Annotated in this window: 23 protein-coding genes; 13 read left to right on the top strand and 10 right to left on the bottom strand. The window is 71.2% G+C overall.

Annotated elements, in window-relative coordinates; all coding sequences use genetic code 11:
• Positions 1-45: 45 nt before the first annotated feature.
• Positions 46-414 (bottom strand): VOC family protein, encoded by a 369-nt coding sequence (locus tag ACGFI7_RS06670; RefSeq protein ID WP_393400041.1) that lies wholly within the window; start codon positions 412-414, stop codon positions 46-48.
• A gap of 40 nt (positions 415-454) precedes the next feature.
• Here ACGFI7_RS06670 and ACGFI7_RS06665 point away from each other — a divergent pair, with 40 nt between their 5' ends.
• Positions 455-1,018: a thioredoxin family protein gene (locus ACGFI7_RS06665; protein ID WP_393400037.1), complete on the top strand. Its 564-nt coding sequence runs from the start codon at positions 455-457 to the stop codon at positions 1,016-1,018.
• Between the two features lie 22 nt (positions 1,019-1,040).
• Here ACGFI7_RS06665 and ACGFI7_RS06660 read toward each other — a convergent pair whose 3' ends face one another.
• Positions 1,041-1,391, bottom strand: a complete 351-nt coding sequence (locus tag ACGFI7_RS06660) for a hypothetical protein (protein WP_393400034.1) — start codon at positions 1,389-1,391, stop codon at positions 1,041-1,043.
• A 145-nt stretch (positions 1,392-1,536) separates the two neighbouring features.
• Between ACGFI7_RS06660 and ACGFI7_RS06655 the strand changes: the two genes are divergently transcribed.
• Positions 1,537-2,028, top strand: coding sequence for a beta-class carbonic anhydrase (locus tag ACGFI7_RS06655; RefSeq protein ID WP_393400032.1), 492 nt, complete (start codon positions 1,537-1,539; stop codon positions 2,026-2,028).
• 695 nt (positions 2,029-2,723) lie between these two features.
• Here the strand turns inward: ACGFI7_RS06655 and ACGFI7_RS06650 are convergent.
• On the bottom strand, positions 2,724-4,790 hold the full coding sequence (locus ACGFI7_RS06650) for a type IIA DNA topoisomerase subunit B (RefSeq protein ID WP_393400029.1): 2,067 nt from the start codon (positions 4,788-4,790) through the stop codon (positions 2,724-2,726).
• A 247-nt stretch (positions 4,791-5,037) separates the two neighbouring features.
• Here ACGFI7_RS06650 and ACGFI7_RS06645 point away from each other — a divergent pair, with 247 nt between their 5' ends.
• Complete coding sequence (locus ACGFI7_RS06645) at positions 5,038-5,268, top strand: hypothetical protein (RefSeq protein ID WP_393400026.1); 231 nt, start codon at positions 5,038-5,040, stop codon at positions 5,266-5,268.
• A gap of 182 nt (positions 5,269-5,450) precedes the next feature.
• Here ACGFI7_RS06645 and ACGFI7_RS06640 read toward each other — a convergent pair whose 3' ends face one another.
• Positions 5,451-6,170, bottom strand: a complete 720-nt coding sequence (locus ACGFI7_RS06640) for a GNAT family N-acetyltransferase (RefSeq protein WP_393400023.1) — start codon at positions 6,168-6,170, stop codon at positions 5,451-5,453.
• Positions 6,171-6,267: 97 nt separating this feature from the next.
• On the opposite strand from ACGFI7_RS06640, the gene ACGFI7_RS06635 reads away from it, so the two are divergent.
• The 4 genes from ACGFI7_RS06635 (at position 6,268) to ACGFI7_RS06620 (ending at position 10,260) form a co-directional block, all read left to right on the top strand.
• On the top strand, positions 6,268-7,623 hold the full coding sequence (locus ACGFI7_RS06635; RefSeq protein ID WP_393400020.1) for an extracellular solute-binding protein: 1,356 nt from the start codon (positions 6,268-6,270) through the stop codon (positions 7,621-7,623).
• Between the two features lie 167 nt (positions 7,624-7,790).
• Positions 7,791-8,663, top strand: a complete 873-nt coding sequence (locus ACGFI7_RS06630; protein ID WP_393400017.1) for a carbohydrate ABC transporter permease — start codon at positions 7,791-7,793, stop codon at positions 8,661-8,663.
• Complete coding sequence (locus tag ACGFI7_RS06625; RefSeq protein ID WP_393400014.1) at positions 8,660-9,511, top strand: carbohydrate ABC transporter permease; 852 nt, start codon at positions 8,660-8,662, stop codon at positions 9,509-9,511. The genes ACGFI7_RS06630 and ACGFI7_RS06625 overlap by 4 nt, the downstream gene beginning before the upstream one ends.
• A 32-nt stretch (positions 9,512-9,543) precedes the next feature.
• Complete coding sequence (locus ACGFI7_RS06620) at positions 9,544-10,260, top strand: YaaA family protein (protein ID WP_393400011.1); 717 nt, start codon at positions 9,544-9,546, stop codon at positions 10,258-10,260.
• A 344-nt stretch (positions 10,261-10,604) separates the two neighbouring features.
• On the opposite strand, the gene ACGFI7_RS06615 is transcribed toward ACGFI7_RS06620, so the two are convergent.
• The 3 genes from ACGFI7_RS06615 to ACGFI7_RS06605 form a co-directional block, all read right to left on the bottom strand.
• Entirely contained in the window at positions 10,605-12,266 is a 1,662-nt protein-coding gene (locus ACGFI7_RS06615) for an RNA polymerase sigma factor (RefSeq protein ID WP_393400008.1), read from the bottom strand.
• A 241-nt stretch (positions 12,267-12,507) separates the two neighbouring features.
• Positions 12,508-14,601 (bottom strand): SpoIIE family protein phosphatase, encoded by a 2,094-nt coding sequence (locus ACGFI7_RS06610; protein WP_393400005.1) that lies wholly within the window; start codon positions 14,599-14,601, stop codon positions 12,508-12,510.
• A 194-nt stretch (positions 14,602-14,795) separates the two neighbouring features.
• On the bottom strand, positions 14,796-15,365 hold the full coding sequence (locus ACGFI7_RS06605; RefSeq protein ID WP_393400002.1) for an HhH-GPD-type base excision DNA repair protein: 570 nt from the start codon (positions 15,363-15,365) through the stop codon (positions 14,796-14,798).
• Positions 15,366-15,519: 154 nt separating this feature from the next.
• Between ACGFI7_RS06605 and ACGFI7_RS06600 the strand changes: the two genes are divergently transcribed.
• The 6 genes from ACGFI7_RS06600 (at position 15,520) to ACGFI7_RS06575 (ending at position 20,698) form a co-directional block, all read left to right on the top strand.
• Positions 15,520-15,744: a hypothetical protein gene (locus tag ACGFI7_RS06600; RefSeq protein WP_393399999.1), complete on the top strand. Its 225-nt coding sequence runs from the start codon at positions 15,520-15,522 to the stop codon at positions 15,742-15,744.
• A 123-nt stretch (positions 15,745-15,867) separates the two neighbouring features.
• The gene (locus ACGFI7_RS06595) at positions 15,868-17,364 is read left to right on the top strand and encodes a hypothetical protein (protein ID WP_393401868.1); all 1,497 of its coding nucleotides are present in this window, start codon (positions 15,868-15,870) and stop codon (positions 17,362-17,364) included.
• A 10-nt stretch (positions 17,365-17,374) separates the two neighbouring features.
• Complete coding sequence (locus ACGFI7_RS06590; protein ID WP_393399996.1) at positions 17,375-18,145, top strand: thioesterase family protein; 771 nt, start codon at positions 17,375-17,377, stop codon at positions 18,143-18,145.
• 69 nt (positions 18,146-18,214) lie between these two features.
• Positions 18,215-18,970: a LamB/YcsF family protein gene (locus tag ACGFI7_RS06585; RefSeq protein WP_393399993.1), complete on the top strand. Its 756-nt coding sequence runs from the start codon at positions 18,215-18,217 to the stop codon at positions 18,968-18,970.
• Positions 18,971-19,214: 244 nt separating this feature from the next.
• On the top strand, positions 19,215-19,844 hold the full coding sequence (locus ACGFI7_RS06580) for an allophanate hydrolase subunit 1 (RefSeq protein ID WP_393401865.1): 630 nt from the start codon (positions 19,215-19,217) through the stop codon (positions 19,842-19,844).
• A complete protein-coding gene (locus tag ACGFI7_RS06575) occupies positions 19,841-20,698 on the top strand; it encodes a biotin-dependent carboxyltransferase family protein (protein WP_393399990.1) in 858 nt (285 codons plus the stop codon). The genes ACGFI7_RS06580 and ACGFI7_RS06575 overlap by 4 nt, the downstream gene beginning before the upstream one ends.
• 3 nt (positions 20,699-20,701) lie before the next feature.
• On the opposite strand, the gene ACGFI7_RS06570 is transcribed toward ACGFI7_RS06575, so the two are convergent.
• Genes ACGFI7_RS06570 through ACGFI7_RS06560 form a run of 3 tightly spaced genes read right to left on the bottom strand, consistent with a single transcriptional unit; the run spans position 20,702 to position 24,385 of the window.
• Entirely contained in the window at positions 20,702-21,526 is an 825-nt protein-coding gene (locus tag ACGFI7_RS06570; RefSeq protein ID WP_393399987.1) for a PhzF family phenazine biosynthesis protein, read from the bottom strand.
• Between the two features lie 10 nt (positions 21,527-21,536).
• On the bottom strand, positions 21,537-22,646 hold the full coding sequence (locus ACGFI7_RS06565) for a winged helix DNA-binding domain-containing protein (RefSeq protein WP_393399984.1): 1,110 nt from the start codon (positions 22,644-22,646) through the stop codon (positions 21,537-21,539).
• A gap of 35 nt (positions 22,647-22,681) precedes the next feature.
• Entirely contained in the window at positions 22,682-24,385 is a 1,704-nt protein-coding gene (locus ACGFI7_RS06560) for an ABC transporter family substrate-binding protein (protein ID WP_393399981.1), read from the bottom strand.
• Positions 24,386-24,394: the final 9 nt, after the last annotated feature.

Here is a 24,394-nt window from a genome sequence, read left to right as displayed (position 1 = left end):
GCGCCGCCCGTACGCGGACGTCAAGGAACGTCCCCCGCCGGGTCGCTAGACCGTCAGGCAGAACGGATGCCCGGCCGGGTCGAAGAAGACCCTGAACTGGTCGTCAGCGCTGGGCTGCACGCCGGCCTTGGCCGCGCCGATCTCCAGCACCCGCTTCTCCGCCTCGTCCAGATCGTCCACCCGGACGTCGAGGTGGAGCTGCTGCGGCCGCTCCCCGTCGGGCCACACCGGCGGCCGGTAGTTCTCCACGCGCTGGAACGCCAGGCGGTCCGGCGAGCCACCGTCGGTCACCACCACCCAGTCGTCGTCCTCGACGGCGATCGGCCAGCCGAGCAGGCGCGAGTAGAACCCGGCCAGCGCCCGCGGGTCAGGACAGTCGATGACCGTCGAACGAAACCGTGCGATGCCTTCCATGGACACACCTCCGAGAGTGACGACCGGCGACAATGGGAGCATGGCTGCCCACTCGTTCATGGTTCCGCTCGGCACACCCGCGCCGCCCTTCGACCTGACAGCCGTCCACGGCGGCAGCGTGTCCCTGAAAGATCTCGAAGGCTCTCCCGCAACCCTCGTGATCTTCCTGTCCAACCACTGCCCCTACGTCCGCCACATCGAGCACGGGCTCGCCGAACTGGCCGCCGACTACGGCTCCCGGCTGTCGATCGTCGCGATCTGCAGTAACGACAGCGTTCATTACCCCGACGACGATCCGACACACCTGGCCGAGCAGGCCGCCCGCGCCGGGTTCACCTTCCCCTACCTCCTGGACGACACCCAGGAGGTGGCGAAGGCCTACCGCGCGGCCTGCACGCCCGACTTCTTCCTGTACGACTCGGCCTTGGAGCTGGCCTACCGGGGCGAGTTCGACGGCGCCAGGCCGGGCAACACAGTGCCGGTGACGGGCGCCTCCCTCCGCGCCGCCGTCGACGCGCTGCTGGCCGGCGAGCCCGTCTCCGACCTCCAGGCTCCGTCGCTGGGCTGCGGCATCAAGTGGCGGCCGGGCAACGCGCCGGCCTGAACGCGCAGGTGGTCGTGCTCGCCTAGTAAGGCCGGGTGCCGTACTCCTGGCCGCGGCGCTCCGCCGAGCCGGTGATCGCCGCAGGGAGCGACAGCAGCAGCTCGTGCGGCTCGGCGCCCTCCCACGAGCGGATGAACCTGGCGCCGGCCTCGCCCGGATCGAACGCCTCACAACCGAGAGGCCCGTAACACCCGGCCTGGTCGAGCATCAGGACCAGCGGATCGTCGTCGGGCAGCCCGCCGGCGTAGGCGGCGGCGTCCAGCAGGGCCAGGGCACGCCTGGCGTTACGGCCGCCGTCGTCGGACTCCACTCGATCCAGACAGCGCCGGGCCTGGGCGCGGAGATACGCAGCGAGCGATTCGGACCTGCTCAAGACGACCTTCTTCGATCATGCACACGATGGGCTACTGAATCATCACGCAAAGTTAGCAGTGATCGCATGAGCGTGCCGCCGGTCCGGCCCAAGTTCACCACCCCCCGCCGCATTCTCGAAGCGGTCATGGGGGATCATCTGAGGCATGGATGCGTTCGACGACCTGTTTGCCGCCAACACCGCGTTCGTCCGTACGTTCAGAGGATCGGATCTGACCGGACGTGCCGCGCGCGGCCTGGCCGTGGTCACCTGCATGGACTCGCGCATCGACCCGCTGGGCCTGCTCGGGCTGGAGCCGGGGGACGCGAAGATCCTCAGGAACGCCGGCGCCCGGGTCACGGACGACGTCCTGCGTACGCTGGTGCTCGCCGTCTACCTGCTGGGTGTGGAGCGCGTCCTCGTCATGCCGCACACCGACTGCGGCATGACCAAGGCCACCGACGCGGACGTCCACCAGCTGACCCAGGACCACGGCGTGGACACCCGCAGCCTGGAGTTCCACATGGTGCCCGACCAGCGTGAGGCGCTCAAGCACGACCTGACCCGCATCACGTCGTCACCGTTCCTGCCGTCGGGCATGCCTGTCGCGGGCGCCATCTACGACGTGAAAACCGGCCGCCTGATCCCAGCAGATTGACCTGACCTGACCTGGCCTGGCCTGACCTGGCCTGACCTGGCCTGGCCTGAGCTGGCCTGAGCTGGCCTGAGCTGGCCACAGAAGCGGCCCCTCCCGCATCAGACACAAGCCGCAAAACGGCCCAGGCCCCTCCAGCAGCGAGCCCCAGGGACCAACCCACCCCGATCGGGCACCCACCCCGCGGTCATAGACCCTCCCGATCAGACGCCCCCGCCAAAAGCAGGCACGAACCCGGCCTGTGTGGGTGCCCGTACCGCAAGCACGAACTCGGCCCGACCTGAGGCACCTACCCCACAGGCACGAACCCGCCCGATCAAACGCCCACGCCGCAGGCACGAGCCCGGCCCGACCTGGGGCACCTACCCCGCGGGCACGAACCCGCCCGATCAAACGCCCACGCCACAGGCACGAGCCCGGCCCTCTGTGGGCACCCGCGCCCACAGGCACCGACTTGACCCCGCCTACGCCACCACCGGGATGACCCCGGCCCGGATCAAGAGCCCAGCCCGCGGAGGCGCACCCGGCTCAGCCCCGCAAGCCGGACGGTTGAGACCCATCAAGCGCTCACATCGACAGGACGGCCCCTGCCCGGGCCCGATTCGGCGCCCACCCACGACGTAGGGACGGCCCCAGGGCCGCCAGCGCCGCTGCCGTGATGTCCCGACGCCGATCAAGTGCCCGCGTGCCCCGTTCGGTCAGGCGTCGATGTGGTCGCGGTCGACCTCGGCGGCGCTCTTGACGATGAACTCGCGGCGCGGGGCCACGTCGCTGCCCATCAGCAGGCTGAAGATCTGCTCCGCCTCCTCGGCGTCCTCGATGCGGACGCGGCGCAGGATGCGGTGGCGGGGATCCATCGTGGTCTCGGCCAGCTGGTCGGCGTCCATCTCGCCGAGGCCCTTGTAGCGCTGGACCGGGTCCTTCCAGCGCTTGCCCCGCCGCTCCAGGTCGCGCAGGACCTTCTGCAGCTCGCCGTCGGAGTAGCAGTAGATGTACTTGTCCTTGCCGCGCCCGGGATTGGTCAGCTCGATGCGGTGGAGCGGGGGGACCGCGGCGAAGACCCGGCCCGCCTCGACCATGGGCCGCATGTAGCGGTGGAAGAGCGTGAGCAGCAGGCAGCGGATGTGGGCGCCGTCGACGTCGGCGTCGGCCATGAGGATGACCTTGCCGTAGCGGGCGGCGTCGATGTCGAAGGACCGGCCCGAGCCGGCCCCGACGACCTGGATGATGGCGGCGCACTCGGCGTTCTTCAGCATGTCGCTGACGGACGCCTTCTGCACGTTGAGGATCTTGCCGCGGATCGGCAGCAGCGCCTGGAACTCCGAGTCGCGGGCCAGCTTGGCGGTGCCCAGGGCCGAGTCACCCTCGACGATGAACAGCTCGCTGCGGTCGACGCCGTCGCTGCGGCAGTCGACCAGCTTGGCCGGGAGCGCGGAGTTTTCCAGGGCGCTCTTGCGGCGCTGGTTCTCGCGGTGCTCGCGGGCGGCGATGCGGGCCTTGGCCGCGGCGACGATCTTCTCCAGGGCCGCGCGCAGCGGCTGCTTGTAGCCGCGCGGCGGGTTGTCGAACAGCTCCTTGAGGTCGCGGCTGACGACGTGGGAGACGATGCGGGTGGCGGCGGAGGTGCCCAGGATCTCCTTGGTCTGGCCCTCGAACTGCGGCTCCGGCACGCGGACGGTGACGACCGCGGTGAGCCCTTCGAGGATGTCTTCCTTGGTGACGGGGTCGTCGCCGTTCTTGAGCAGGCGGGTCTCGCGGAGCTGCTCGTTGATCGTGCGGACGAGGCCGCGCTCGAAGCCGGTGACGTGGGTGCCGCCCTTGGGGGTGGCGATCACGTTGACGAAGGAGCGGACGGCGGACTCGTACCCCTTGCCCCAGCGCACGGCCACGTCGACGCTGAGCTCGCGCTGGACCTCGGTGGAGGTCATGTGGCCCTGGTCGTCGAGGACGGGCACGGTCTCGCGGAAGTGGCCCACCCCCTGCAGGCGCAGCACGTCGCAGACGGCCTCGTCGCGGGCGAGGAACTCGGTGAACTCGGAGATGCCGCCCTCGAACCGGAACTCGTCGCGGACCTGCTCCTCGTGGCGGCTGTCGATGACCACGAGGGTGAGGCCGGGCACCAGGAAGGCGGTCTGGCGGAGCCGGACGTGGATCTCGTCGAGCGACACCTCGGCGTCGGGCAGGAAGATCTGCTTGTCGGCCCAGAAGCGCACGCGCGTGCCGGTGACCTTCTTCGGCAGCTTGCCGCCGTCGCGCAGCCCGGACTTCTTCCTGAACTTGGCGGTCGGCCCCGGCCCGTCGAACACACCGGGCACGCCGCGCCGGAAGCTGATCTCGTGGACCTTGCCGTCACGGTCGACCTCGACGTCGAGCCGCGCCGACAGGGCGTTGACCACGGAGGCGCCCACGCCGTGCAGGCCGCCGGAGGCGGTGTAGGAGCCGCCGCCGAACTTGCCGCCCGCGTGGAGCTTGGTGTAGACCAGCTCGACGCCGGCCAGGCCGCTCTTGGGCTCGACGTCGACCGGGATGCCGCGACCGTTGTCGCGCACCTCGATGGAGCCGTCGGCGTGCAGCTCGACCTCGATGCGGTCGCAGTGACCGCCCAGCGCCTCGTCCACGCCGTTGTCGACGATTTCCCAGAGGCAGTGCATGAGCCCGCGGCTGTCGGTGGACCCGATGTACATCCCCGGGCGCTTGCGGACGGCCTCGAGGCCCTCAAGCACCGAGAGGTGCCGAGCCGTGTAACCCGCCTCCACTAGCGTCACTCCAGCCCTCCGGGTCTATCGTTCGAACACGTGTGCGTAGCTTACCGTTCTTCCCTCACGCACGCGTACAAGCTTGCCATGGCGCCATGTTTGCCGTTACCAGCAGGGTGATCCCCATTACTTTCGGACACATTCTGCTCTGGGCGTAGAGACCTGTGGGTTGGGAACGTCCACGTCCGGTTAGATGTTGTTCCAAGTGACTGACGCCAGATCCTCGCTTCGGCGGGGGTGACCCGAAAGGCGATACGTGACTGGAGCTCTTGCCCCCGTTAAGCCGCTGACGGCCCTCGACCGCTGCGACCGTTGCGGTGCCCAGGCGTACATTCGCGCAACCCTGCCGGTCGGTGGGGAGCTGCTGTTCTGCGCCCACCATGGGCGTAAGCACATCGCGGCACTGCGTGAGAAGGGCGCTGACATCCTGGACGAGTCGGCCCGTCTCAGCGAAACTCCGAAGATTGCCCCTAGCGACGAGCGGTGACGCGCTCGCCGTGACGACATAACCACATATATCTCCACAGGACGGCGATCCCGGCTCGACCGGGGTCGCCGTCTTGCGTTCCCCCGGATTCCGGCCCCCGCGGGATTGCGGCGGCGCTCCTGGCGCGAGCCGAGGGTCCAGGCGCCGCTCCCGGCCCAGGGGACTCAGACATCCGCACCGGCTCATCCGGCCGCGCCCGCCTTCCCGGCCCGTAGGCGGTAGTGGTAGCCGCCCGCGGGTTCCAGACCTTCGCTCCGGTAGAACTCCCGCGCGGCCAGGTTGCGCTCTGTCACCACCAGGTACGCCCCGGGCGTGTCGCCCGCCGCCGCCAGGGCCCGCAGAACCGCCCTGGCCAGCCCAAGACGGCGGAAAGCGGGAAGCGTGGCCATGCAGTAGACCCCGAGCGTCTCGCCCTGGGGCACGCCCCGGCCGACGGACACCGGCACCCCGTCCTCCTCGACGGCCGCGTACAGCGCCGGCACGCCGGTCAGGATCCGCTCGGCCGCCTCCAGCCCGTCGGCGTACCGGCCGTCGACCGCCCACCACGCCTCCAGCCAGCCCTGCCAGGGCCGCTTCTCGATCCGTACCGGCCAGGAGGCCTTGCCCCGGATCGTGCCCGCCATGACGACGGTGGGGTCCACCAGCGCGTACCCGCGCGCGTCCAGGGCGCGGTCCAGGCCGGGCGGCGCGCCCGCGCCGATCGAGAAGGCGCACGGCACGCTCCGCTCGGCGTAGAACGCCTCCGCGGCCGCGATCGCGGCGTCGAGATCCTCCGGCTGCCCCGCCGCCAGCACCGAGTTGGCCCGCTTCGTCACGCCTCCCGCGTGGCGCAGCACCCAGCCGCCGAGCGCGACCTGTTCCCAGGCCGGCCATGCCTCGTGCACCAGAAGATCGACATCCATCCCGGAGAGCCTAGCTGACCTGCACTGCTCGGCACGTTTGACAACCCACTTCCCGGTAAGGCGCTCGACCAGTCAAAGGGCCGTGAAAGGGGTTGCCATGTCCCGTTCAACGGGAGCCGTCGTCGTGGCCGGCATGCTCGTCCTGTCCTCCTGCGGTGGAGTCGGCGGAGGAAGCGGAGAAGGCGGAGGAGGTGGTGAGGGCCGGACGGCGGGGCAGTCGCTCACCACGATGGGCTTCGGGCTCCCCGACGAGATCGCCTCCGTCCGCGTCGACCTGTTCAAGAAGGCGAACCCGCAGGTCACGGTCCAGATCAACGAGGGCGCGTTCGACGAGCAGGCCTTCCTGTCGGCCGTCGCCGCCGGGAACCCGCCGGACGTGGTGTACCTCTCGCGCGACCGCATCGGCAGTTACGCCGCCCGCGGCGCCATCCAGCCGATCGACGCGTGCGTGTCGGGCGAGTCGATCCCGACGGGCGACTACTATCCGGCCGCGCAGGAACAGGTGAAGTACGCGGGCAAGTGGTACGGGATTCCCGAGTTCTACAACTCCATCGTCCTCATCGTGAACGACAAGGCGGCCGAGGACGCGGGGGTCGACCCGGCCTCGATCGACACCTCCGACTGGGACGCCCTCGCCCGCCTGGCGAAGAAGATGTCCAAGACGGACGGCGGCAAGATCGAACGCTTCGGCTTCAACCCGAAGTTACCCGAGTTCCTCCCCTTGTGGGCCAAGGCCAACGGCGCCGACATCCTCTCCGCCGACGGCCGCACCGCCGGCCTGGCCGACCCGAAGGTGGTCGAGGCCCTGCGGTACGCGCACGGCCTGGTGGAGGAGCAGGGCGGCTGGAAGCGGCTCAAGTCGTACGTGGACACCTGGGACTTCTTCGGCGCCGAGAACCCGTTCGTCAAGGACCAGGTCGGCATGCTGCTGAGCGAGCAGTTCCTGGTCAGCTCGATGGCCGGCAGCAGCCCCGACGTGAAGATCACCGTGCTGCCGTTCCGTGACCGGCAGGGCAAGCCGGTCAACTACGTCGGCGGGAACGCCTGGGTGATCCCCAAGGGCGCGCACAACCCGGAGGCGGCCTGCCGCTGGATGAAGACGATGACCGCCGCCGACACCTGGATCGCCGCGGCCAAGGCCCGTCAGGACAAGCGCAGCCAGGAGGGCAAGGTCAACATCGGCACCTACACCGGCAACGCCAAGGCGGACGAGACGATCTTCGGCGAGATCGTCCGGCCGAGCGGGAAGAAGCAGTTCGACGACGCGGTGAAGGTCATCCGTGAGGTGCAGCCGGTCGGGTTCGCGGTGCCGCAGTCGGCCGCCGCGGCGGAGTTCAAGAAGGCGTGGGAGGACGCGGGCACCCGGGTGCTGTTGGAGGGCCAGGCCCCGGACAAGGCCCTGGAACAGGCCCAGGCCGAGGCCCAGAAGGCCATCGACGGAGCCGGGTCGTGACAACGCGGGGACGCGCGCCGGGCCAGAGTGCCCGGCGCGGGCCCGGGTCGGCGCCCCGGCGAGAATCCGGGCGGGGCTCCCGGCGGGGCTCCTGGCGCGGGTTCCGGCGGGGGTCAGGACACGGCTCCTGGCGCGGGTTCCAGCGGGGTGAGACGCGGTGGGCGTACGTGTTCGTGCTGCCCTGGCTGATCGGGCTGGCCGTGTTCCAGCTCGGCCCGATGATCGCCAGTCTGGTGCTGTCGTTCACCCGGTACGACCTGATCTCCAGCCCGCGCTGGGCCGGGGTGGACAACTACGCCCGGCTCGCCGAGGACCCGAAGGTGGCCAGGGCCATCGGCAACACGGTGGTCTACACGGTGCTGCACGTGCCGCTGGCGATCGTGCTCGCCCTCGCGCTGGCGCTCATGCTCAACCGGATCGGCGGGCGCGGCGCCGGCGTCTTCAGAACGATCTTCTACCTGCCGTCGATGACCCCGTACGTGGCGGTCGGGGTGCTGTTCCTGTTCCTGCTGAACGGCCAGGCCGGCATGGTGAACCAGTTCCTGGCGCTGTTCGGGGTCGAGGGACCGCAGTGGACCACGGACCCGGACTGGATCCTGCCGGGCATCGTCCTCATGTCGCTGTGGAACCTGGGCTCCACGACGATCATCCTGTTCGCGGCGCTGCGGAACGTGCCGGCCGAGCTGTCGGAGGCCGCGATGATCGACGGGGCCGGACCGTGGGCCCGGTTCCTGCGGATCACGCTGCCCATGATCAGCCCGGCGCTGTTCTTCGTGCTGATCATCAACACGATCGCGTCGCTGCAGATGTTCGACCAGGTGTACGCCATGTTCTTCGGCAACCAGGTCACCCAGCAGGCGTCCGGCGACGCGGCCCTGTTCTACGTCGTCTACCTGTTCCAGCAGGCCTTCCAGTTCCTGCGCATGGGGTACGCCTCGGCCCTGGCCTGGGTGCTCTTCCTGGTGATCGCGCTGATCACGTTCGTGCAGTGGCGGGTGGGCGGCCGGTTGGTGCACTACGAGGGCGGGGAGCGGGCATGAGCGCCGCCGATCGGCCCCGGGGCGGCCCGGCCCGGGTGTTCTTCCTGCTCATGCTGGCCGCCGCGTCGACGATCTTCCTGTATCCGTTCGTGTGGCTGGTCGTCGCCTCGCTGAAGCCTCGCTCGTACACCTTCGCCGACCCGTTCGTCCCCTGGCCGGACCCGTTCGCGCCGGAGAGTTACGCGGCCGTCTGGCAGGCCGCGCCGATGCTGGCCTGGCTGCTGAACACGCTGGTCGTGGGCCTGGCGGCGGCGGTCTCGGTGACGTTGTCGAGCGCGTTCGTGGCCTTCGGGTTCGCCTACTTCCGCTTTCCCGGGCGCAATCTGATCTTCGCGAGCGTGCTGGGGACGATGATGCTGCCCGCCGCGGTGACGCTCGTGCCGACGTACCTGATCTGGAACGCCGCCGGGCTCACCGGGACGCAGGTGCCGCTGTGGGCGGGCAACCTGTTCGGGTCGGCGTTCTACATCTTCCTGCTCCGCCAGTTCCTGCTCGGGGTGCCGAGGTACGTGTTCGAGGCGGCCCGCGTGGACGGCGCCACGTATCTGGACCTGTTCTGGCGGATCGCGCTGCCGCTGGCCAGACCCGCGCTGATCATCGCGTTCGTCTTCGAGCTGAAGGCAAGCTGGTTCGACCTCATGAAACCGCTGATCTACCTGCAGGATCCGCAGCTCTACACGCTGCCCAGGGGGCTGAAGGCCATCGTCGACCAGTTCTACCAGGGCGGCGACCCGAAGTGGGAGATCGTGCTCGCGGCCAGTGTGATCACGACGCTGCCGCTGATCCTGATCTTCTTCTTCGGCCAGCGGTACTTCGTGCGCGGCATCGCCACGACAGGTCACCGCTGACCTGCGCCGATGCCCCGGTAAGCTGCGGCATTGTGCTCATTCTGCTGCCCCCGTCGGAGGGCAAGGCCGCGGCCGGCGACGGGCCGCCCGTCGCCGGCCTGTCCTTCCCGAAGCTGGACCGGCCCCGCAAGCGGGTGCTGAACGCCCTCGTCCGCGCCTCCCGCAGACGCGACGCCCTGGACGTGCTCGGCCTGTCCCCCGGTCAGGCTCCGGAGCTCGCGAAAAACCTGGAGCTCCAGGTGGCGGGCACCCTCCCGGCCGGCGAGCTCTACACCGGGGTGCTGTACGACAATCTGGCGCTCGGCGGCCTCTCCCCCGAGGCGCGGGCCAGGGCCGAGGAGAGCGTGCTGATCTTCTCCGGCCTGTGGGGCGTCCTGCGGCTCGCTGACCGCATTCCGCCCTACCGGCTGGCCATGGGCGTCACCCTGCCGCCCGTCGGCCCCCTTGCGGCCTTCTGGAGGCCGCTCGTCACACCGGAGCTGGAGCGCCTGCCGGGGCTGGTGGTCGACATGCGCTCCTCCGCGTACGCGGCAGCCTGGCGCCCGGGCGCCCGCGGCGTGTCCGTACGGGTGCTCAAGGGCGGCAAGGTCGTCAGCCACATGGCCAAGGCCACCCGCGGCGAGGTCGCCCGGCGGCTCCTGGAGAGCGGCCACACCCCGGAGACCCCCGACGAGCTGGTCAAGACCCTGGAGGACCTGGGCTACCGGGTCACGCTCACGGGCGGCAGGCTCGACGTCCTGCTCCCCTGAGAACGGCCCGGGCCTTCCTTTAGACGGCCCGGCCTCCCCTGAGAACCGCCCGGACCTTCCTTGAGAACCCGTCCGGACCTCTCCCGAGAACCGCCCGGACCTTCCTTTAGACGGCCCGGCCTCTCCCGAGAACCGCCCGGACCTTCCTTTAGACGGCCCGGCCTCTCCCGAGAACCGCCCGGACCTTCCTTTAGACAGCCCGGCCTCCCCTGAGAACCGTCCGGGCCTCTCCCGAGAACCCGTCCGGGCCCCTCCTGAGAACCGCCCGAACCCTCTCTGAAAGCCCTCCGGGCAGCGGAAAGGGCACGGCCCGCGAGGGGCCGTGCCCTTTCCGGGCGCGTCACCTAGTCGAGGTAGTCGCGCAGAACCTGCGAACGGGACGGGTGGCGGAGCTTGGACATGGTCTTCGACTCGATCTGCCGGATGCGCTCACGCGTCACCCCGTAGACCTTGCCGATCTCGTCCAGCGTCTTGGGCTGCCCGTCGGTGAGGCCGAACCGCATCGACACCACGCCGGCCTCGCGCTCCGACAGGGTGTCGAGCACCGAGTGGAGCTGCTCCTGCAGCAGCGTGAAGCTGACCGCGTCGGCCGGGACGATGGCCTCGGAGTCCTCGATCAGGTCGCCGAACTCGCTGTCGCCCTCCTCGCCCAGCGGGGTGTGGAGGGAGATCGGCTCGCGGCCGTACTTCTGGACCTCGACCACCTTCTCGGGGGTCATGTCGAGCTCGCGGGCCAGCTCCTCCGGCGTCGGCTCGCGGCCCAGGTCCTGCAGCATCTGCCGCTGGACGCGGGCCAGCTTGTTGATCACCTCGACCATGTGGACCGGGATGCGGATGGTCCGCGCCTGGTCGGCCATGGCCCGGGTGATCGCCTGCCGGATCCACCAGGTGGCGTAGGTGGAGAACTTGTAGCCCTTGGTGTAGTCGAACTTCTCGACCGCGCGGATCAGGCCCAGGTTGCCCTCCTGGATCAGGTCCAGGAACAGCATGCCGCGGCCGGTGTAGCGCTTGGCCAGCGAGACCACCAGGCGGAGGTTGGCCTCCAGCAGGTGGTTCTTGGCCCGGCGGCCGTCTTCGGCGATCCACTCGAGCTCGGCGCGCACGTCGACCGGGAGGCCGTCGCCGTCGCTGGCGAGCTGCTCCTCGGCGAACAGGCCGGCCTCGATGCGCTTGGCCAGCTCGACCTCCTGCTCGGCGTTGAGCAGGGGGACCTTGCCGATCTGCTTGAGATAGTCCTTGACCGGGTCGGCGGTGGCCCCGGCGGCGGCGACCTGCGCCACGGGCGCGTCATCGTCGTCGTCGGAGAGGATGAGGACCTCGTCCTCGCTCTTCTCCTTGACCGCGACGACCACTTCGGGCTTCGGCTCGTCCTCGGTCTCGTCGGTGTCGCCCTCGGTCTCGGTGTCGGTCTCGGCGACGATCTCCTCGTCCTCGACCTCGAGGTCTTCCAGGTCCTCCAGCTCCACGTCGCCGTCGAGCTCGATGTCATCGTCGTCGTCGACCTCGGACCTGGGGCCCTCGGGGGCCTTGGGCTTGGTCTCGGCAGGCCCAGCGCTCTCAGGCTTGGCCTTCTTGGCGGGGGCGCCCTTGACCGGGGCCGCCTTCTTGGCCGCCGGGGCGGCCTTCTTGGCGGGGGCCGGCTTCTTCGGCGCGGGCTCGGCTTCGGCGGTGCCGACGACCGCGGTCACGGTCTCCGGCTGCTGCTCCTTGGCGGCCGCCGCCGTCTTGCTCTTGACGGGCGCGGCGGTCTGGCGCTTTGCTGAACCTCGAGACTTCTTCTTCGGCGCAGCCGAATCCGCGGCGGTCACCACCACGGTCACGCCCTCTTTGCTGAGGTTCCGCAAGAACGCGGCGGCGTGCGACATGGGGATGTCCGCCTCCTCGAAGGCCTGACGGACATCCTCAGACTCGAGGAAACCCTGCGAGCGCCCACGCTCGAGCAGTCGCTGAATGACGGGCTCGTTCAGCTCTTGTGGCTTCGAGCGAGTCGAACTTGCAGGCGACACGAACACCTCTCGAACGAACGCGTGGCGACAATGGACCCAGATGCCCGCTAGGGGGCTGTTGCCTCTCTCGGAGATCGGTGAGGCCGTGCGGACCGCTACGGACCTTCCAGCATTCTGGCACGCCCTCGCACTCCATACGGCCACCTCCCGGCGGTTGACCTCCACCCTAGGCCGACCGAGAGAGTAGTGCGTACGCAAGGGCGGCACTGATACCCGAAAGCAACCCTTATGACTGTTTCATTCAGTCACTCTTCGTGATGGCGGGGACGTGGATAGCCAGGGCGGTAACGTCATCGTCCTGTTCATATCCCGACAACATCCCGTCAACCAGGAAATCCAGCAGCATGTGGGGATTCGCCACCACCTCAGGCGGCGCTTCGGTCACAACACTGCAAATCTCTGCCAAGCCGGCGTCCAGCCCGCGTTTGCGGTTCTCCACCAGGCCGTCGGAGTAGAGCACGGCGGTGTGTCCAGGCGGCACCACGAACCGGAACTGCCTGCGGCTCGTCGGCCAGCCCAGCGGCGTGCCGGGCTCGGCGTCGCACAGGATCGCGGTGCCCTGCGGCGAGACCAGCACGGGCGGCGGGTGGCCCGCGAGCGCGAGCGTGCCCTCGCCGGTGGCAGGCTCGACGACCATGTAGGCCAGGGTCGTGACCTGGTCTTCCTCCTCGGTGGCGTCGAAGACCCGGTCGAGGCCGGTCAGCACGGCCGCGGGCGGCGGGTTGGTCAGCGCCAGCGCCCGCATGGCGTTGCGGATGCGGCCCATCCCGGCCGCCGCCTTGACGCCTTTGCCCATGACGTCGCCCACGACGGCCGCGACCCGGCCGTCCTGGAGCACGAACGCGTCGTACCAGTCGCCGCCGACCTGCACGTGACGGCTGCCGGAGCGGAAGCGCTGGGCCAGCTCCAGGCCCTTCACGACGGGCAGGTGGTCGGGCAGCAGGCTGCGCTGGAGCGTCTCGGCGGTGCGGTGCTCGCGCTCGAACAGCGTCGCCCGCTCCACCGCCAGCGCGCACTGGCCGGCCAGCGCCTCCAGGAAGACGCCGTCCTCCTGGGAGATCTTCTGGGGCCTGGTGAACGAGAACCGCAGCGCGCCCAGGGCCCGGCCCGCGGCCAGCAGCGGCAGGCCCACCCAGGCCTGCTCGTCGCTGCTGGCGAGGTAGTGGGCGAGCACCTTCTCGTCGCCGCCGGCCTCCAGCAGCTGCATCTTCAGGCTCACCGGCGACTCGGCGAAGACCGGCCGGCGGCTGTTGACGGCCATGGTCATCACGCTGGAGTGGGACAGCGGGATCTCCTCGCCGGAGGAGCCGGAGGCCTCCGGGATGCCCTCGCCGTTGATCAGCTTGAGCGCGGCGCGGTCGGTGTCGAGCAGCGCCACGGCGGACCGGTCGGCGGCCAGGGCGGTGCGGCCGACGTCGATGATGACCTGCACCACCTGCTCGACCGTGAGCGCCTCGGCGAGCTGGGCGGTGGCGCCCTGCAGCCGGGCGGTGCGCAGGGCGGCGGCGCCGAGCTGGTCGGTCAGCCTGCCGCGCATCTCCTCGGCCTCGCGCTGCGGGGTCACGTCGGTGTTGGCGCCGACCCACTCGACCACCCGCCCGTGGCGGATGATCGGCACCGCGCGCACCTCGAAGTGGCGGTAGCCGCTGGCGCGGGTGCGCACGCGGTAGTTCCACTCGAACATGGTGCGGCCGCGCAGCGCCTCCTTCCAGGCCTCCTCGGTGGCCTGGCGCTCGTCGGGGTGGACCACGTCCAGCCAGCCGTAGGCGAGGTACTCCTCGAGCCCCTGGCCGGTGATGGCGCGCCACTGCGGCGCGTCCTCGGCGACCGTGCCGGTGGGCGTGGTGATCCACACCAGCTGGGACTGCGCCTCGACCAGCGAGCGGTAGCGCTCCTCGCTGCGGCGCAGGTCTTCCTCGATCTGGCGGCTCTCGGTCACGTCGAGGCCGACCAGCGTGACGGCCCGGAGCTCGCCGGCCTCGTCGTGGATCGGCGAGAACGACATCGACCAGTGCCGGTCGTCGCCCTCGGGCGAGCGGACCCGCAGCCGGCGCTCGGCGACCGGGCCCTCGCTCTCGACGACGGCCTGGACGCCCTGCGTGATGGCCTGACTGAGGTCGGCGGCGAGCGCCTCGACGGGCGGGCGGCCGGTGAGGCGGTCGGCGGGCACGCCGACGAGATCGCTGAACACGTCGTTGACCCGCTGGATGCGGCCCTCGACGTCGAAGAAGGCAAAGGCGAACTCTGCCTCGGACAACAGGCCCTTCAAGAGGGCGGAGTCTGAGATGTCCACATCCGACTCCCGGGGACGGGGAACGGAGGTCTCGGCGCTCATGGTCCGTACCTCCGTCGCGTGCCAGGGTCTCCCACGCGGCACATCTCCATAATCGTGTATCGGCGTAGCGCAGCTCCGGGCGACCGGATTCTGCAGTACATCATCGGCGATGGGCATGCGCGGACGGAAGCCCCGGCCGCCATACGGTCAACGCATCCTGTCAAAATCGCTCCACGTTGCGCAGCAAGATCAGGCTACTCGGCCTTCGCCGCCTGCTTGGCAGCCTGCTTGAAAGCTCGCACTCTCGCCAGGCTGTCGGCGTCGACCACATCCGCCACGGATCGGTAGGACCCCTCCTCGCCGTACGCGCCGGCCGCCTCGCGCCATCCTGGCGGCGTCACGCCCAGTTGTTTGCCGAGCAATGCCAGAAAGATCTGAGCCTTCTGCTTGCCGTATCCCGGCAGAGCCCGCAGCCGGCTCAGCAACTCCTTGCCGTCGGCGGCGTCGGCCCAGATGAGCTCGGCCTTGCCGTCGTAGTGCGCCACGAGGTAGGCCGCGAGCTGCTGGACCCGGGCCGCCATCGACTTGGGATAGCGGTGGACGGCCGGCTTCCGGGCGAGCAGCGCGGTGAACGCCTCGGGGTCATAGGAGGCTATCTCTTCTGCGGTCAGATCGTGCCCCAGCCGCTCGGAGATGGTGTGCGGACCCGTGAACGCCCACTCCATCGGCACCTGCTGGTCGAGCAACATGCCGACGAGCAGGGCGAGCGGGTTGCGGCCGAGGAGGTCGTCGGCCTCGGCGCGCTGCGTGAGCTGGATGCGCATGGAGACAGCTTCGCACGAAAGCCGCCGCGGAGAAGCGAACACAGTCGCCTCGGGGCCTTGACAGTGCCTCCATAAAAGATGAAATGAGAGCGCAAGTCGCCTCGCATCCACTCCTGGGGGTTTGCCCCCGGGTCTCCAGAGGAATTTGACACCTATGCTCGCTCTGGCCACACGCCTCCTGCGGGAGCCGGTCAGTCTACGGCTGGCCGAAGAGTTCCTCACCGTGCCGGTGGACACCATCGACCGGTGTGTCGCCGACGTCTGCGCGTGCGCGCAGCACCTCGGCATCACGGCGACGCCCGAGGTCGTCGAGCGCGTCGCACGCGAGCACCTGCTCGCCATCGTCAACTCCGCACCGCCGCCACGAACCCATCGATAACATCGGAGTCATCAGGCCGCGTTCTACGCACCGATTGCGCCTGGAATGCGAGAGAGTGAGGGCGTGCGCCGACACCGACGAGACCCCCGGGAGAGCATTCCGCCTGACGACGTCTTCCAGGAGATGGTCCAGGCCGCACGCGAGCTGCTCGCCGTGCGGAGCCCGCTCGACGCGGAGCTGATGGTCTCCGACATGATCGGCGCCTGGTGGGGCAGGCGCGTCAGGGGCGGCGACGTCGAGCAGGTGCTCGGTGAAGGGCTGGTCGACTACGCCGCCAAGACCGGCACGCCGGCCTCGCTGACACTGCTGATCTGCCTGGCCTACCTCGGCACCGCCCGGCAGGGCGCCAAGGCCGAGGGCGCGGCGCTGGCCATGATGGAGTCCGGCGTGGCCAGGCCCGGGTGGGCCGACCGGGTGGGCGCGGTCAAGCCGACCGGCTGTTACGTCTCCCGCGACGCCTACGGCGACCAGGACACGGTGATCTGCACGTTCGCGTACCGGTGGAACGGCGACGAGGCGCGCAACCAGCAGGACCGTCACGCGCTGGTCATGGTGGTCGACTACAACATGTCCGGCATGGCGCGCGACGCGTGGGTGTCCTCGCAGGTCGACAAGCTGCTGGAGCAGGCGGGGGCGGAGGCGGCGGGCAACCCGATGCTGCGCTTCGAGGAGATCGAGCCGCAGCAGGCCAGGGCGCTGCTGGAGTCGGCCATGAAGGCCACCGGCGAGCCGAAGACGCCGCCGCCCGTCAGCGACAGCTACAGCGCCTACCACGCCTTCGCCCGGGCGCGGCTGAAGGCGCTGCCTCCGGGGCGCAAGCGGCCCGCGCCGCTCCACATCGAGGCCCCGTACAACCGGGAGCGGCGGGCGATGCTGGCGGCGGAGTTCCTCGCGTCCGACGACGCCGAGCACCTGTCCGACCCGTCGGCCGCCTCGCGGTGCGCCGACCACATCATCGACTACGGCTGCGACCAGGACTTCAGCAGGCCGCTGCGGGTGAGCCCGACCAAGTGCGAGACGTTCCTGCTCGACTGGCTGCCACGCAAGGTGATGCTGTCGGAGTCCGAGCAGGAGGCGATGCCGCACGTGCTGGCCGCCTGGGCGCGCTTCGCCGCGCACCGCACCGGCCTGCCCGACGAGGGGCTGAAGGCCACGCTCGACGCGGTGTGGGAGGCGACGGGCAAGTTCCCCGAGGCCTACCGCGATCCGACCTCGTTCGGGCTCGACCGGTCCCTGCTGGGGCGGCTGCTGCCCGACGGCGACCTGTCGGCGCTGGCCAGGCGGGCGTTCGCGTTCCCGTTCCTGCAGGGCTCGCACAACGGCGTCGACCTGGACCGGCTCAACCCCGCCGACGAGGCCGACCGGCGGGTGCTGCTGGAGATCGACCACGTGGGCGGCATCGACCAGGAGCACCTCGCCTGGCACGAGGAGATCGCCACCCGGTTGTGGGAGGGCGATCCGCCGCAGCTCTGGGAGGCCGCCCAGCGCCTGCTGGACCTCGGCCACGACCGCCACGACGTGCTGCACGTGCTGATCGAGATCGCCGAGCGCATCGGCGGCGACCCGGAGGAGCTGGCCGCGGCTCTCGACGACATCGCCGACATTCCCGACGAGATCTAGTCTTTCCCCCATGGCGATGTACGTACCGCTGCGCGCGGGCCGATATCAGGCGACGGAACACACCCAGGGGCCCTGGGACCCGCGCACCCAGCACCTCGGCCCGGTCACCGCATTGATCGCGCACGAGCTGGCCCGGACCGCGCCGCGGCCCGGGCTCGACCTGTCCAGGCTGGCCGTCGACGTGTTCGGGCCGGTGCCTGTGGCCGAGCTGGTGGTCCGCACCGAGGTGGTACGCGACGGCAAGCGGATCCAGTGCCTGTCCGCCTCCGTCTCCTCCGGCGACCGCGAGTACGTCCGGGCCACCGCCTGGCGGATCCGCGAGGCCGAGACCCCGGCCACGCCCGCCGCGCCCCCGCCGCCCCTCCCCCCGTCGGAGGGCGAGCCGTCCTGGCTGGCCACGGGTTTCGGGTACGGACGCGCGACCGAATGGCGTTTCGTCCACGGCAGCGCGGCCGAGACCGGCCCGGCCACCGCGTGGGGCAGGTCGCGGGTGCCGCTGGTGCAGGACGAGGAGATCACCCCGCTGGAGCGGCTGGCGCTCTTCGCCGACAGCGGCAACGGCATCAGCTACGCGCTCGACTTCGACACCCACATGTTCGTCAACGTCGACCTGGTGATCTCGCTGTTCCGGGCGCCGGAGGGCGAGTGGGTCGGCCTGGACGCGGAGACCGTCGTCGGCCCCTCCGGCCGCGGCCTCAGCCGCTCCACGCTGTACGACACGTCCGGCGAGATCGGCTCCGCGTCGCAGACCCTGTTCGTCGCGCCCCGCGAAGCCCCCTGATAGCGTTTCCCCACGCCCGGCAGGGCGGAATCCGCCCCCGTGAGGGTGCGGAGGAGTCACGATGGACCCATGGTGATCGACCTCAACGCGGACCTCGGCGAAGGCTTCGGCATCTGGCGGCTCGGCGACGACCTCGCCCTGCTCGACATCGTCACGAGCGCCAACGTCGCCTGCGGCTTCCACGCCGGCGACCCGGTGACCATCAGACGCACCTGCGCGGCGGCCGTCGACCGGGGGGTGGCGATCGGGGCCCAGGTGTCCTACCGCGACCTGGCCGGCTTCGGCCGCAGGGAGATGGACGTCGAGCCGGAGGAGCTCTGCGCCGAGGTGCTCTACCAGCTCGCCGCCGTCGACGGCATCGCCCGGGCGATGGGCGGCCGGGTCTCGTACGTCAAACCGCACGGCGCGCTCTACAACCGGGTCTGCCGCGACCGGGAGCAGGCCGTGGCGGTGATCGACGCGGTGGTCGACTACGATCCGGCGCTGCTGGTGCTGACCCTGCCCGGGTCGGTGGTGCACGAGGTGGCGGCGGCGTCCGGGGTCCGGACCGTCAGCGAGGCCTTCGCCGACCGCGCCTACACCGCCGCCGGCACGCTCGTGTCGCGGCGGGAGGCGGGCGCGGTCATCCATGACGTCGAGGCGGTGTCCTCGCGCGCGGTCCGGATGGCCAAGGAAGGGCTGGTCACCTCCGCCGACGGCGCCGACGTGCCGGTGACCGCCCGCTCGATCTGCGTCCACGGCGACACGCCCGACGCGGTCGGCCTGGCCCGCGCCGTCCGCGACCGTCTCCTGGAGTCCGGCGTGGTCCTGCAGGCGTTCGCATGACCCCCAACCGCCCCGCCCCCCACGCCGCGACCCTCTCCAGGCGCACTCACCTCACCCCCGCCACCCCGCCCGCAGCCCCGCGACCGGGCGTCGGTCATGACGCGGAGCTGGCCGAGAGCGTCCGTATCACCCCCGCCACCTCGCCGGGCCCCCGCCCGTTGACGATCCGCCGACGCGTCGCGGGGGCTCGCATCGCAGCTGCCGTGCCGCCCCGCCGAACGGGTGTCGGCGGGGTGGGGTGCGGGTGATCAGGCGGGCCGGGGAGCACGGGCTCCTGGTGGAGACCGGTGCGCTGGAGGTGTCGCATCGGCTCGACGCGGCGCTCCGGGGCGAGCGTCCGCCGGGGGTGCTGGAGGTGGTCCCAGGCCCTGAGACGGTGCTGGTGGTGGCTCCCGGCGCCGATCCGGGCCGGTTGGGCGGCCTGCTGGAGACCCTGGTGGCCCGCTGCCGCGAGATCCCGCCGTACGAGGAAGCCGCGGAGACCGGCCGGGAAGCGAACACCGTGACGATCCCCGTGGTGTACGACGGCGCGGACCTCGGGTCGGTGGCCGAGGCGGCCGGGATCCCGGTGGAGGAGGTGGTCGCCAGGCACACGGGCCGGGAGCTGGTCGTCGGCTGGCTGGGGTTCGCGCCCGGCTTCGCCTACCTGACCGGCCTGGACCCGGTGCTGCACGTCCCCAGGCTCGCGACGCCGCGCACGTCGGTGCCCGCCGGGTCGGTGGCGATCGCCGGCCCGTACTCGGCGGTCTACCCGACGGCGTCACCCGGCGGGTGGCGGCTGCTCGGGCGTACGGACGCGCGGGTGTGGGACGTGTCGGCCGAGCCGCCGACGCCGTTCCGGCCCGGCACCCGCGTGCGGTTCGAGGTCGCATGATCGAGGTCCTGGCGCCGGGCCCGTACGCGACCGTGCAAGATCTGGGCCGGCACGGCTACGCGCACCTGGGCGTGCCGTGCTCGGGCGCGGCCGACGCGGGGAGCCTGCGGCTGGCCAACCGGCTCGTCGGCAACCCGGAGCACCTTGCGGGCGTGGAGGTGACGTTCGGGGGCGCGCGACTGCGGTTCCTGGAGGGGGCGTGGGCGGCGCTGGCGGGCGCGCCGTGCCCGGTGTCCGGCGGCGCGGGCGGGGCCGGCATGGGGGTGCCGTTCTGGGTGCCGAAGGGCGGCGAGGTGCGGCTCGGCACGCCGGAGTGGGGGCTGCGCACCTATCTCGCGGTGCGCGGCGGCATCGCGGTGGAACCGGTGCTGGGCAGCCGATCGACCGACTCGCTGTCAGGGCTGGGGCCGCCGCCGCTGCGGGCGGGCACGGTCCTGCCGGTCGGCCCGGCGGCGGGGCTGGCCGAGATCGAGGTGGACCTGGCGCCGCCGCCCGGGCCCCGGCCGGCGGTGCTGCGGGTGCTGCCCGGGCCGCGTGACGACTGGTTCGCCCCGGAGGCGCTGGAGACGCTGTGCGCCGCCCCGTACACGGTGAGCCAGGACAGCAACCGCGTCGGGGTGCGGCTGCGCGGCGCGGAGCCGCAGCGCGCCCGGGAGGGCGAGCTGCCGAGCGAGGGCATGGTGACGGGGGCGGTGCAGGTGCCGCCGAGCGGCCAGCCGATCGTGTTCCTCAGCGACCATCCGCCGACCGGCGGCTACCCGGTGATCGCGGTGGTGTCGGAGGCGGACCTGGCGGTCGCCGCGCAGCTCCGGCCCGGCGACACGGTGTGGTTCAGAGTCATGCCGCACCCGTGACGGTCACAGCTCGACGGTGCCCGTCACGCAGGTGACCACGGACCCGCCCACCCACACGTCGGTGTCGTCGGCGGAGATCCGGACCCGGCCGGCGCGCCCCAGGACGGTGCCCTGGCTGGCCACGTAAGGGGCGGTGACGCGACCGGCGCCCAGGAACCACTGGGCGAGCGAGGCGTTGAGGCTGCCGGTCACCGGATCTTCGACGATGCCCCCGTACGGGCTGAACGCGCGCACCTCGTAGGCGAACGGGGAGCCCTCCGGGTAGAACCCGGCGACGCCGGTGTCGACGGGGACGGATTTGGGACGCAGGGCGAGCACCGCGTCGGCGTCGCGGAGCAGCACCGCCACCCAGCCCGGCCCGTTGTCGGCCCAGGCGGCGTCGGCGATGTCGTCGCGCTTGATGCCGAGCCCGTCGACGAGCTCCTGGAGCAGGGCCTCCTCGACGGGACCCGATCGCAGCAGCGGCGGCGCGGCGAAGGCCGGCCCGGACTCGTCGCGGCGGATGCGCACCAGGCCGGAACCGCACTCCTGGACGATCATGGCGGGGTCGCGGGGCACGCCGCCGGTCTCCAGCCAGACGTGACAGCTGCCGAGCGTGGGATGCCCGGCGAACGGCAGCTCGGCGGTGGGGGTGAAGATCCGCACGCGGTAGTCGGCCCCGGCGTCAGTGGGCGGCAGCAGGAACGCGGTCTCCGACAGGTTGGTCCAGCCGGCGAAGCGCTGCATCTCCTCGTCGGTCAGGCCGTCGCCGTCGACGACGACGGCCAGCGGGTTGCCCAGGTAGGCGGTGGCGGTGAACACGTCGACCTGGCGGAAAGAACGTCGCATAACCCGATCGTCACCCTTCTGCGGCGCCGGCGGCGACCGGCAGGGCCTCGACGCGGGCCACCGCGTCGCCGAGCGGCCCCTCGGGGACGTCTTCGAACAGGTCGAGCACGACCCGGCCCGCCTCGGCCTTCCACACCCCGGCGACCCGGCCCCCGTGGAGCACGACCGGGGAGATCCAGCCGGCCTGACGGCTCACCTTCGGCCTGGCCGCGGCCGGGACGAGCGGCTCCAGGGAACGCGGCGCGCCGAGGATGTACGGGTCGAAGCCGGGCAGCAGGTGGACCTCCTCGGAGGGGCGGGTGGCAGCCAGGTCGTCGAGGTGCTCGGCGAGGGCCAGGAGGGTGTGACCGTCGCCGGTCTCCACCTCCGCCAGCTCCGGGCCGAGGTCGCGGAACCAGCCCTTGAGCACGGCCTTCCTGGCGACGCCGCCGAACAGCCACTTGTCGAGCATCTCCGGCGTCGCCGGGCCGTGGGCGCCCAGGAACGCGCGGACCACCCGGACCCCGGCCTCCTCCTGCGGCGGGAGCGCCGCGGGCCAGCCCGGCAGCCAGGCGCTCGGGGCGACGAAGGTGACGCGGCCGTCGCGGGGCGGGCCGTAGCACAGCTCGCCCAGACGGCTGAGCGGCTTGAGCAGGGCGCCCCAGCCGGAGCCGAGCGCCTCGCGCAGGTGCTCGTCGCCGGTGACGGCCACGACGCCGTCGACCAGCTCCTCCCGGGTGACCGGGCGCTCGCCGAGAACCCGGGGAACGGCGTCGACGATGGCCTCGATCTCGCCGGCGGTGACGCCGTGGCCGCGCTGCCAGACGCCCTTCTCCCAGAAGCGGAGCGTGCTCAGGGCCGCGCAGTAGTCGGGCAAGGTGTCGGCGGGCACCAGGTGGAGGGTGCCGCGCATGATCCACGTCTTGGTGAGCGCGCGATCGACCCACAGCGCCCGGTCGATCGCGCGCGGGTCGGGCCGCTCGCTCCGCACCGCGACGGCGAGCTGGGCGGAGGAGGCCACCTGCGCCTGCACCCCGCACAACCGCCGGGCGATCTCCACCGGCCCGCCGCCGGGCTCGCTCACGAACTGACGGCGCAGCCGCCAGGCCAGGATCTGGGGCCAGGTCACCGAGAAAGTCACCCGACACTTCTACACGGCGCCGCCGACAACCTGCGTCAGCGGGTGAACCCGATGTCTTGGTAGCGGAGGTCGTGGAAGCCCCGGGCGCCGATGTTGGCCAGGGTTTCCTTGACCGCCACCACCTGCGGCCGCTGGTAGAGAGGCAGGACGTTGGCCTGCTCCCAGATGAGCCGGTCGGCGGCGTTGACATCGGCGCGGGCCTTGCCGGGATCCAGGTTGGCCACCGCCCGGTCCAGGGCGGCGTCGATGGCCTTGGAGCCGGACCGCCCCAGGTTGGCGTTCCAGGTCTTGCCGTCGGGGCTGTTGGCGTACGCGCCGTAGCTGCTCGACACGGGGAACGGGGTGCCGATGTACGCGAACGGCGCGATGTCGAAGTTGCCGGGGATGACGTACTTGGTGAAGAAGTCGTCACCGGGAACCGCCCGAAGGGTCAGCTTCACCCCGATCTTGGCGAGCATGCTCTGCGCCAGCTCGCCTTCCGACTTGCTGAGCTGTGACCCCGCCGGCACCACGAACCTCAGTTCGAGAGGGTGCCCGTCCTTCTTGCGCACGGCGCCGTCGAGCTTCCACCCGGCCTCGTCCAGCAGCCGCTTGGCCCGCTCCGGGTCGAACACGCCGAAGGTGCCCGCGTTGTCGCGGTAGCCCTCCTGGGCCGGCATGAAGAAGTGGTTGTTGAGCGGCGTCACGGGCCAGTCGAGACCCTGGAGGTCGGAGCGGGCGATGGCGGCCCGGTCGATGCCGAGCTGGATCGCCCGCCGCACCCGCACGTCGCTGAGCTTCTCGCTGGAGCCGTTGAAGGTGAAGTGGCGGAAGTCGGGCCCCGCGGCGAGCCGCACCTGGGCGCCGGCGGCGCTCCTGGCCCTGGCGTAGTCGGGGGCGGACGGCCCGATGTCGGCCACGTCCAGCTCGCCGTTGCCGAACATGCCGGTGAGCGAGTCCTGTTCGGCGGCCCGGTAGACGATCCGGTCCAGCTTGGCCCGGTCGCCCCACCAGGCGGGGTCGCGGACCAGCGTGACGGTCTTGGCGGTCTGGTCGAGCGCGCCCACCTTGAAGGGCCCGGCGGTCACCGGGATCGCGTTCAGCCAGGAGGTGTTGAACGCCTCGGCGTTCTCGTTGGCGGAGGCGGGCAGCAGCGGGCTGAACAGCGCCTTCCAGTCGCCGAACGGCCGCGCGAACGTCACCACCACCTCGTGCTCACCGTCGCCCCGCGCGACCCCGGCGATGTCCTGGTAGCCGGTGGCGGAGACGATGCGGAAGGCGGGGTCCTCGCCGCGCATGACCTGCCACTGGGCGCGGTAGTCGGCCCAGGTGATGGGCTTGCCGTCGGACCACCTGGCCTTGGGGTTGAGCGTGTAGGTGACCACCTGGCGCGGGCTGCGGGCGGTGATCCGGGCGTCGAGCACGTAGTCGCGGTCGGCCGAGAGCCTGGCCCTGCCGTCGGAGGTGAACGCGGACGGCAGCAGCGCGTTGCTGACCACGGCGGCCATGGCGAGGTTGCCGTCGATGTGGTTGCGGTTCCACTGGGTGGGGAACTCGTTGATGCCCCAGCGCAGCGTGCCGCCCTCGACGACCTTGTCGCGCGGCTGGAGGTTGATGTCGGACACCTTGACCGTGTCGTCGCCCTGCCGGGGGCCGGCGTCGGGGCGGCGCTGTCCGCAGCCGGCCGCGGACAGCGCGGCCATGGACAGCGCGAGGACGGCGGCGGCAGCGGTCCGCACGCCCGTCGACGGGGCTTTCATCGGTGGTTC

The sequence above is a fragment of the Nonomuraea sp. NPDC048826 genome (assembly GCF_043198225.1).
Classification (GTDB): domain Bacteria; phylum Actinomycetota; class Actinomycetes; order Streptosporangiales; family Streptosporangiaceae; genus Nonomuraea.
This window is presented reverse-complemented; position numbering and strand designations above follow the sequence as displayed.

Bases quoted from the DNA above. Each gene is read 5' to 3' on its own strand.
- ACGFI7_RS06670 (WP_393400041.1), bottom strand. From the start codon at position 414: ATGGAAGGCATCGCACGGTTTCGTTCGACGGTCATCGACTGTCCTGAC.
- ACGFI7_RS06665 (WP_393400037.1), top strand. From the start codon at position 455: ATGGCTGCCCACTCGTTCATGGTTCCGCTCGGCACACCCGCGCCGCCC.
- ACGFI7_RS06655 (WP_393400032.1), top strand. From the start codon at position 1,537: ATGGATGCGTTCGACGACCTGTTTGCCGCCAACACCGCGTTCGTCCGT.
- ACGFI7_RS06640 (WP_393400023.1), bottom strand. From the start codon at position 6,170: ATGGATGTCGATCTTCTGGTGCACGAGGCATGGCCGGCCTGGGAACAG.
- ACGFI7_RS06635 (WP_393400020.1), top strand. From the start codon at position 6,268: ATGTCCCGTTCAACGGGAGCCGTCGTCGTGGCCGGCATGCTCGTCCTG.
- ACGFI7_RS06625 (WP_393400014.1), top strand. From the start codon at position 8,660: ATGAGCGCCGCCGATCGGCCCCGGGGCGGCCCGGCCCGGGTGTTCTTC.
- ACGFI7_RS06610 (WP_393400005.1), bottom strand. From the start codon at position 14,601: ATGAGCGCCGAGACCTCCGTTCCCCGTCCCCGGGAGTCGGATGTGGAC.
- ACGFI7_RS06605 (WP_393400002.1), bottom strand. From the start codon at position 15,365: ATGCGCATCCAGCTCACGCAGCGCGCCGAGGCCGACGACCTCCTCGGC.
- ACGFI7_RS06600 (WP_393399999.1), top strand. From the start codon at position 15,520: ATGCTCGCTCTGGCCACACGCCTCCTGCGGGAGCCGGTCAGTCTACGG.
- ACGFI7_RS06595 (WP_393401868.1), top strand. From the start codon at position 15,868: ATGGTCCAGGCCGCACGCGAGCTGCTCGCCGTGCGGAGCCCGCTCGAC.
- ACGFI7_RS06590 (WP_393399996.1), top strand. From the start codon at position 17,375: ATGGCGATGTACGTACCGCTGCGCGCGGGCCGATATCAGGCGACGGAA.
- ACGFI7_RS06585 (WP_393399993.1), top strand. From the start codon at position 18,215: ATGGTGATCGACCTCAACGCGGACCTCGGCGAAGGCTTCGGCATCTGG.
- ACGFI7_RS06575 (WP_393399990.1), top strand. From the start codon at position 19,841: ATGATCGAGGTCCTGGCGCCGGGCCCGTACGCGACCGTGCAAGATCTG.
- ACGFI7_RS06570 (WP_393399987.1), bottom strand. From the start codon at position 21,526: ATGCGACGTTCTTTCCGCCAGGTCGACGTGTTCACCGCCACCGCCTAC.
- ACGFI7_RS06560 (WP_393399981.1), bottom strand. From the start codon at position 24,385: ATGAAAGCCCCGTCGACGGGCGTGCGGACCGCTGCCGCCGCCGTCCTC.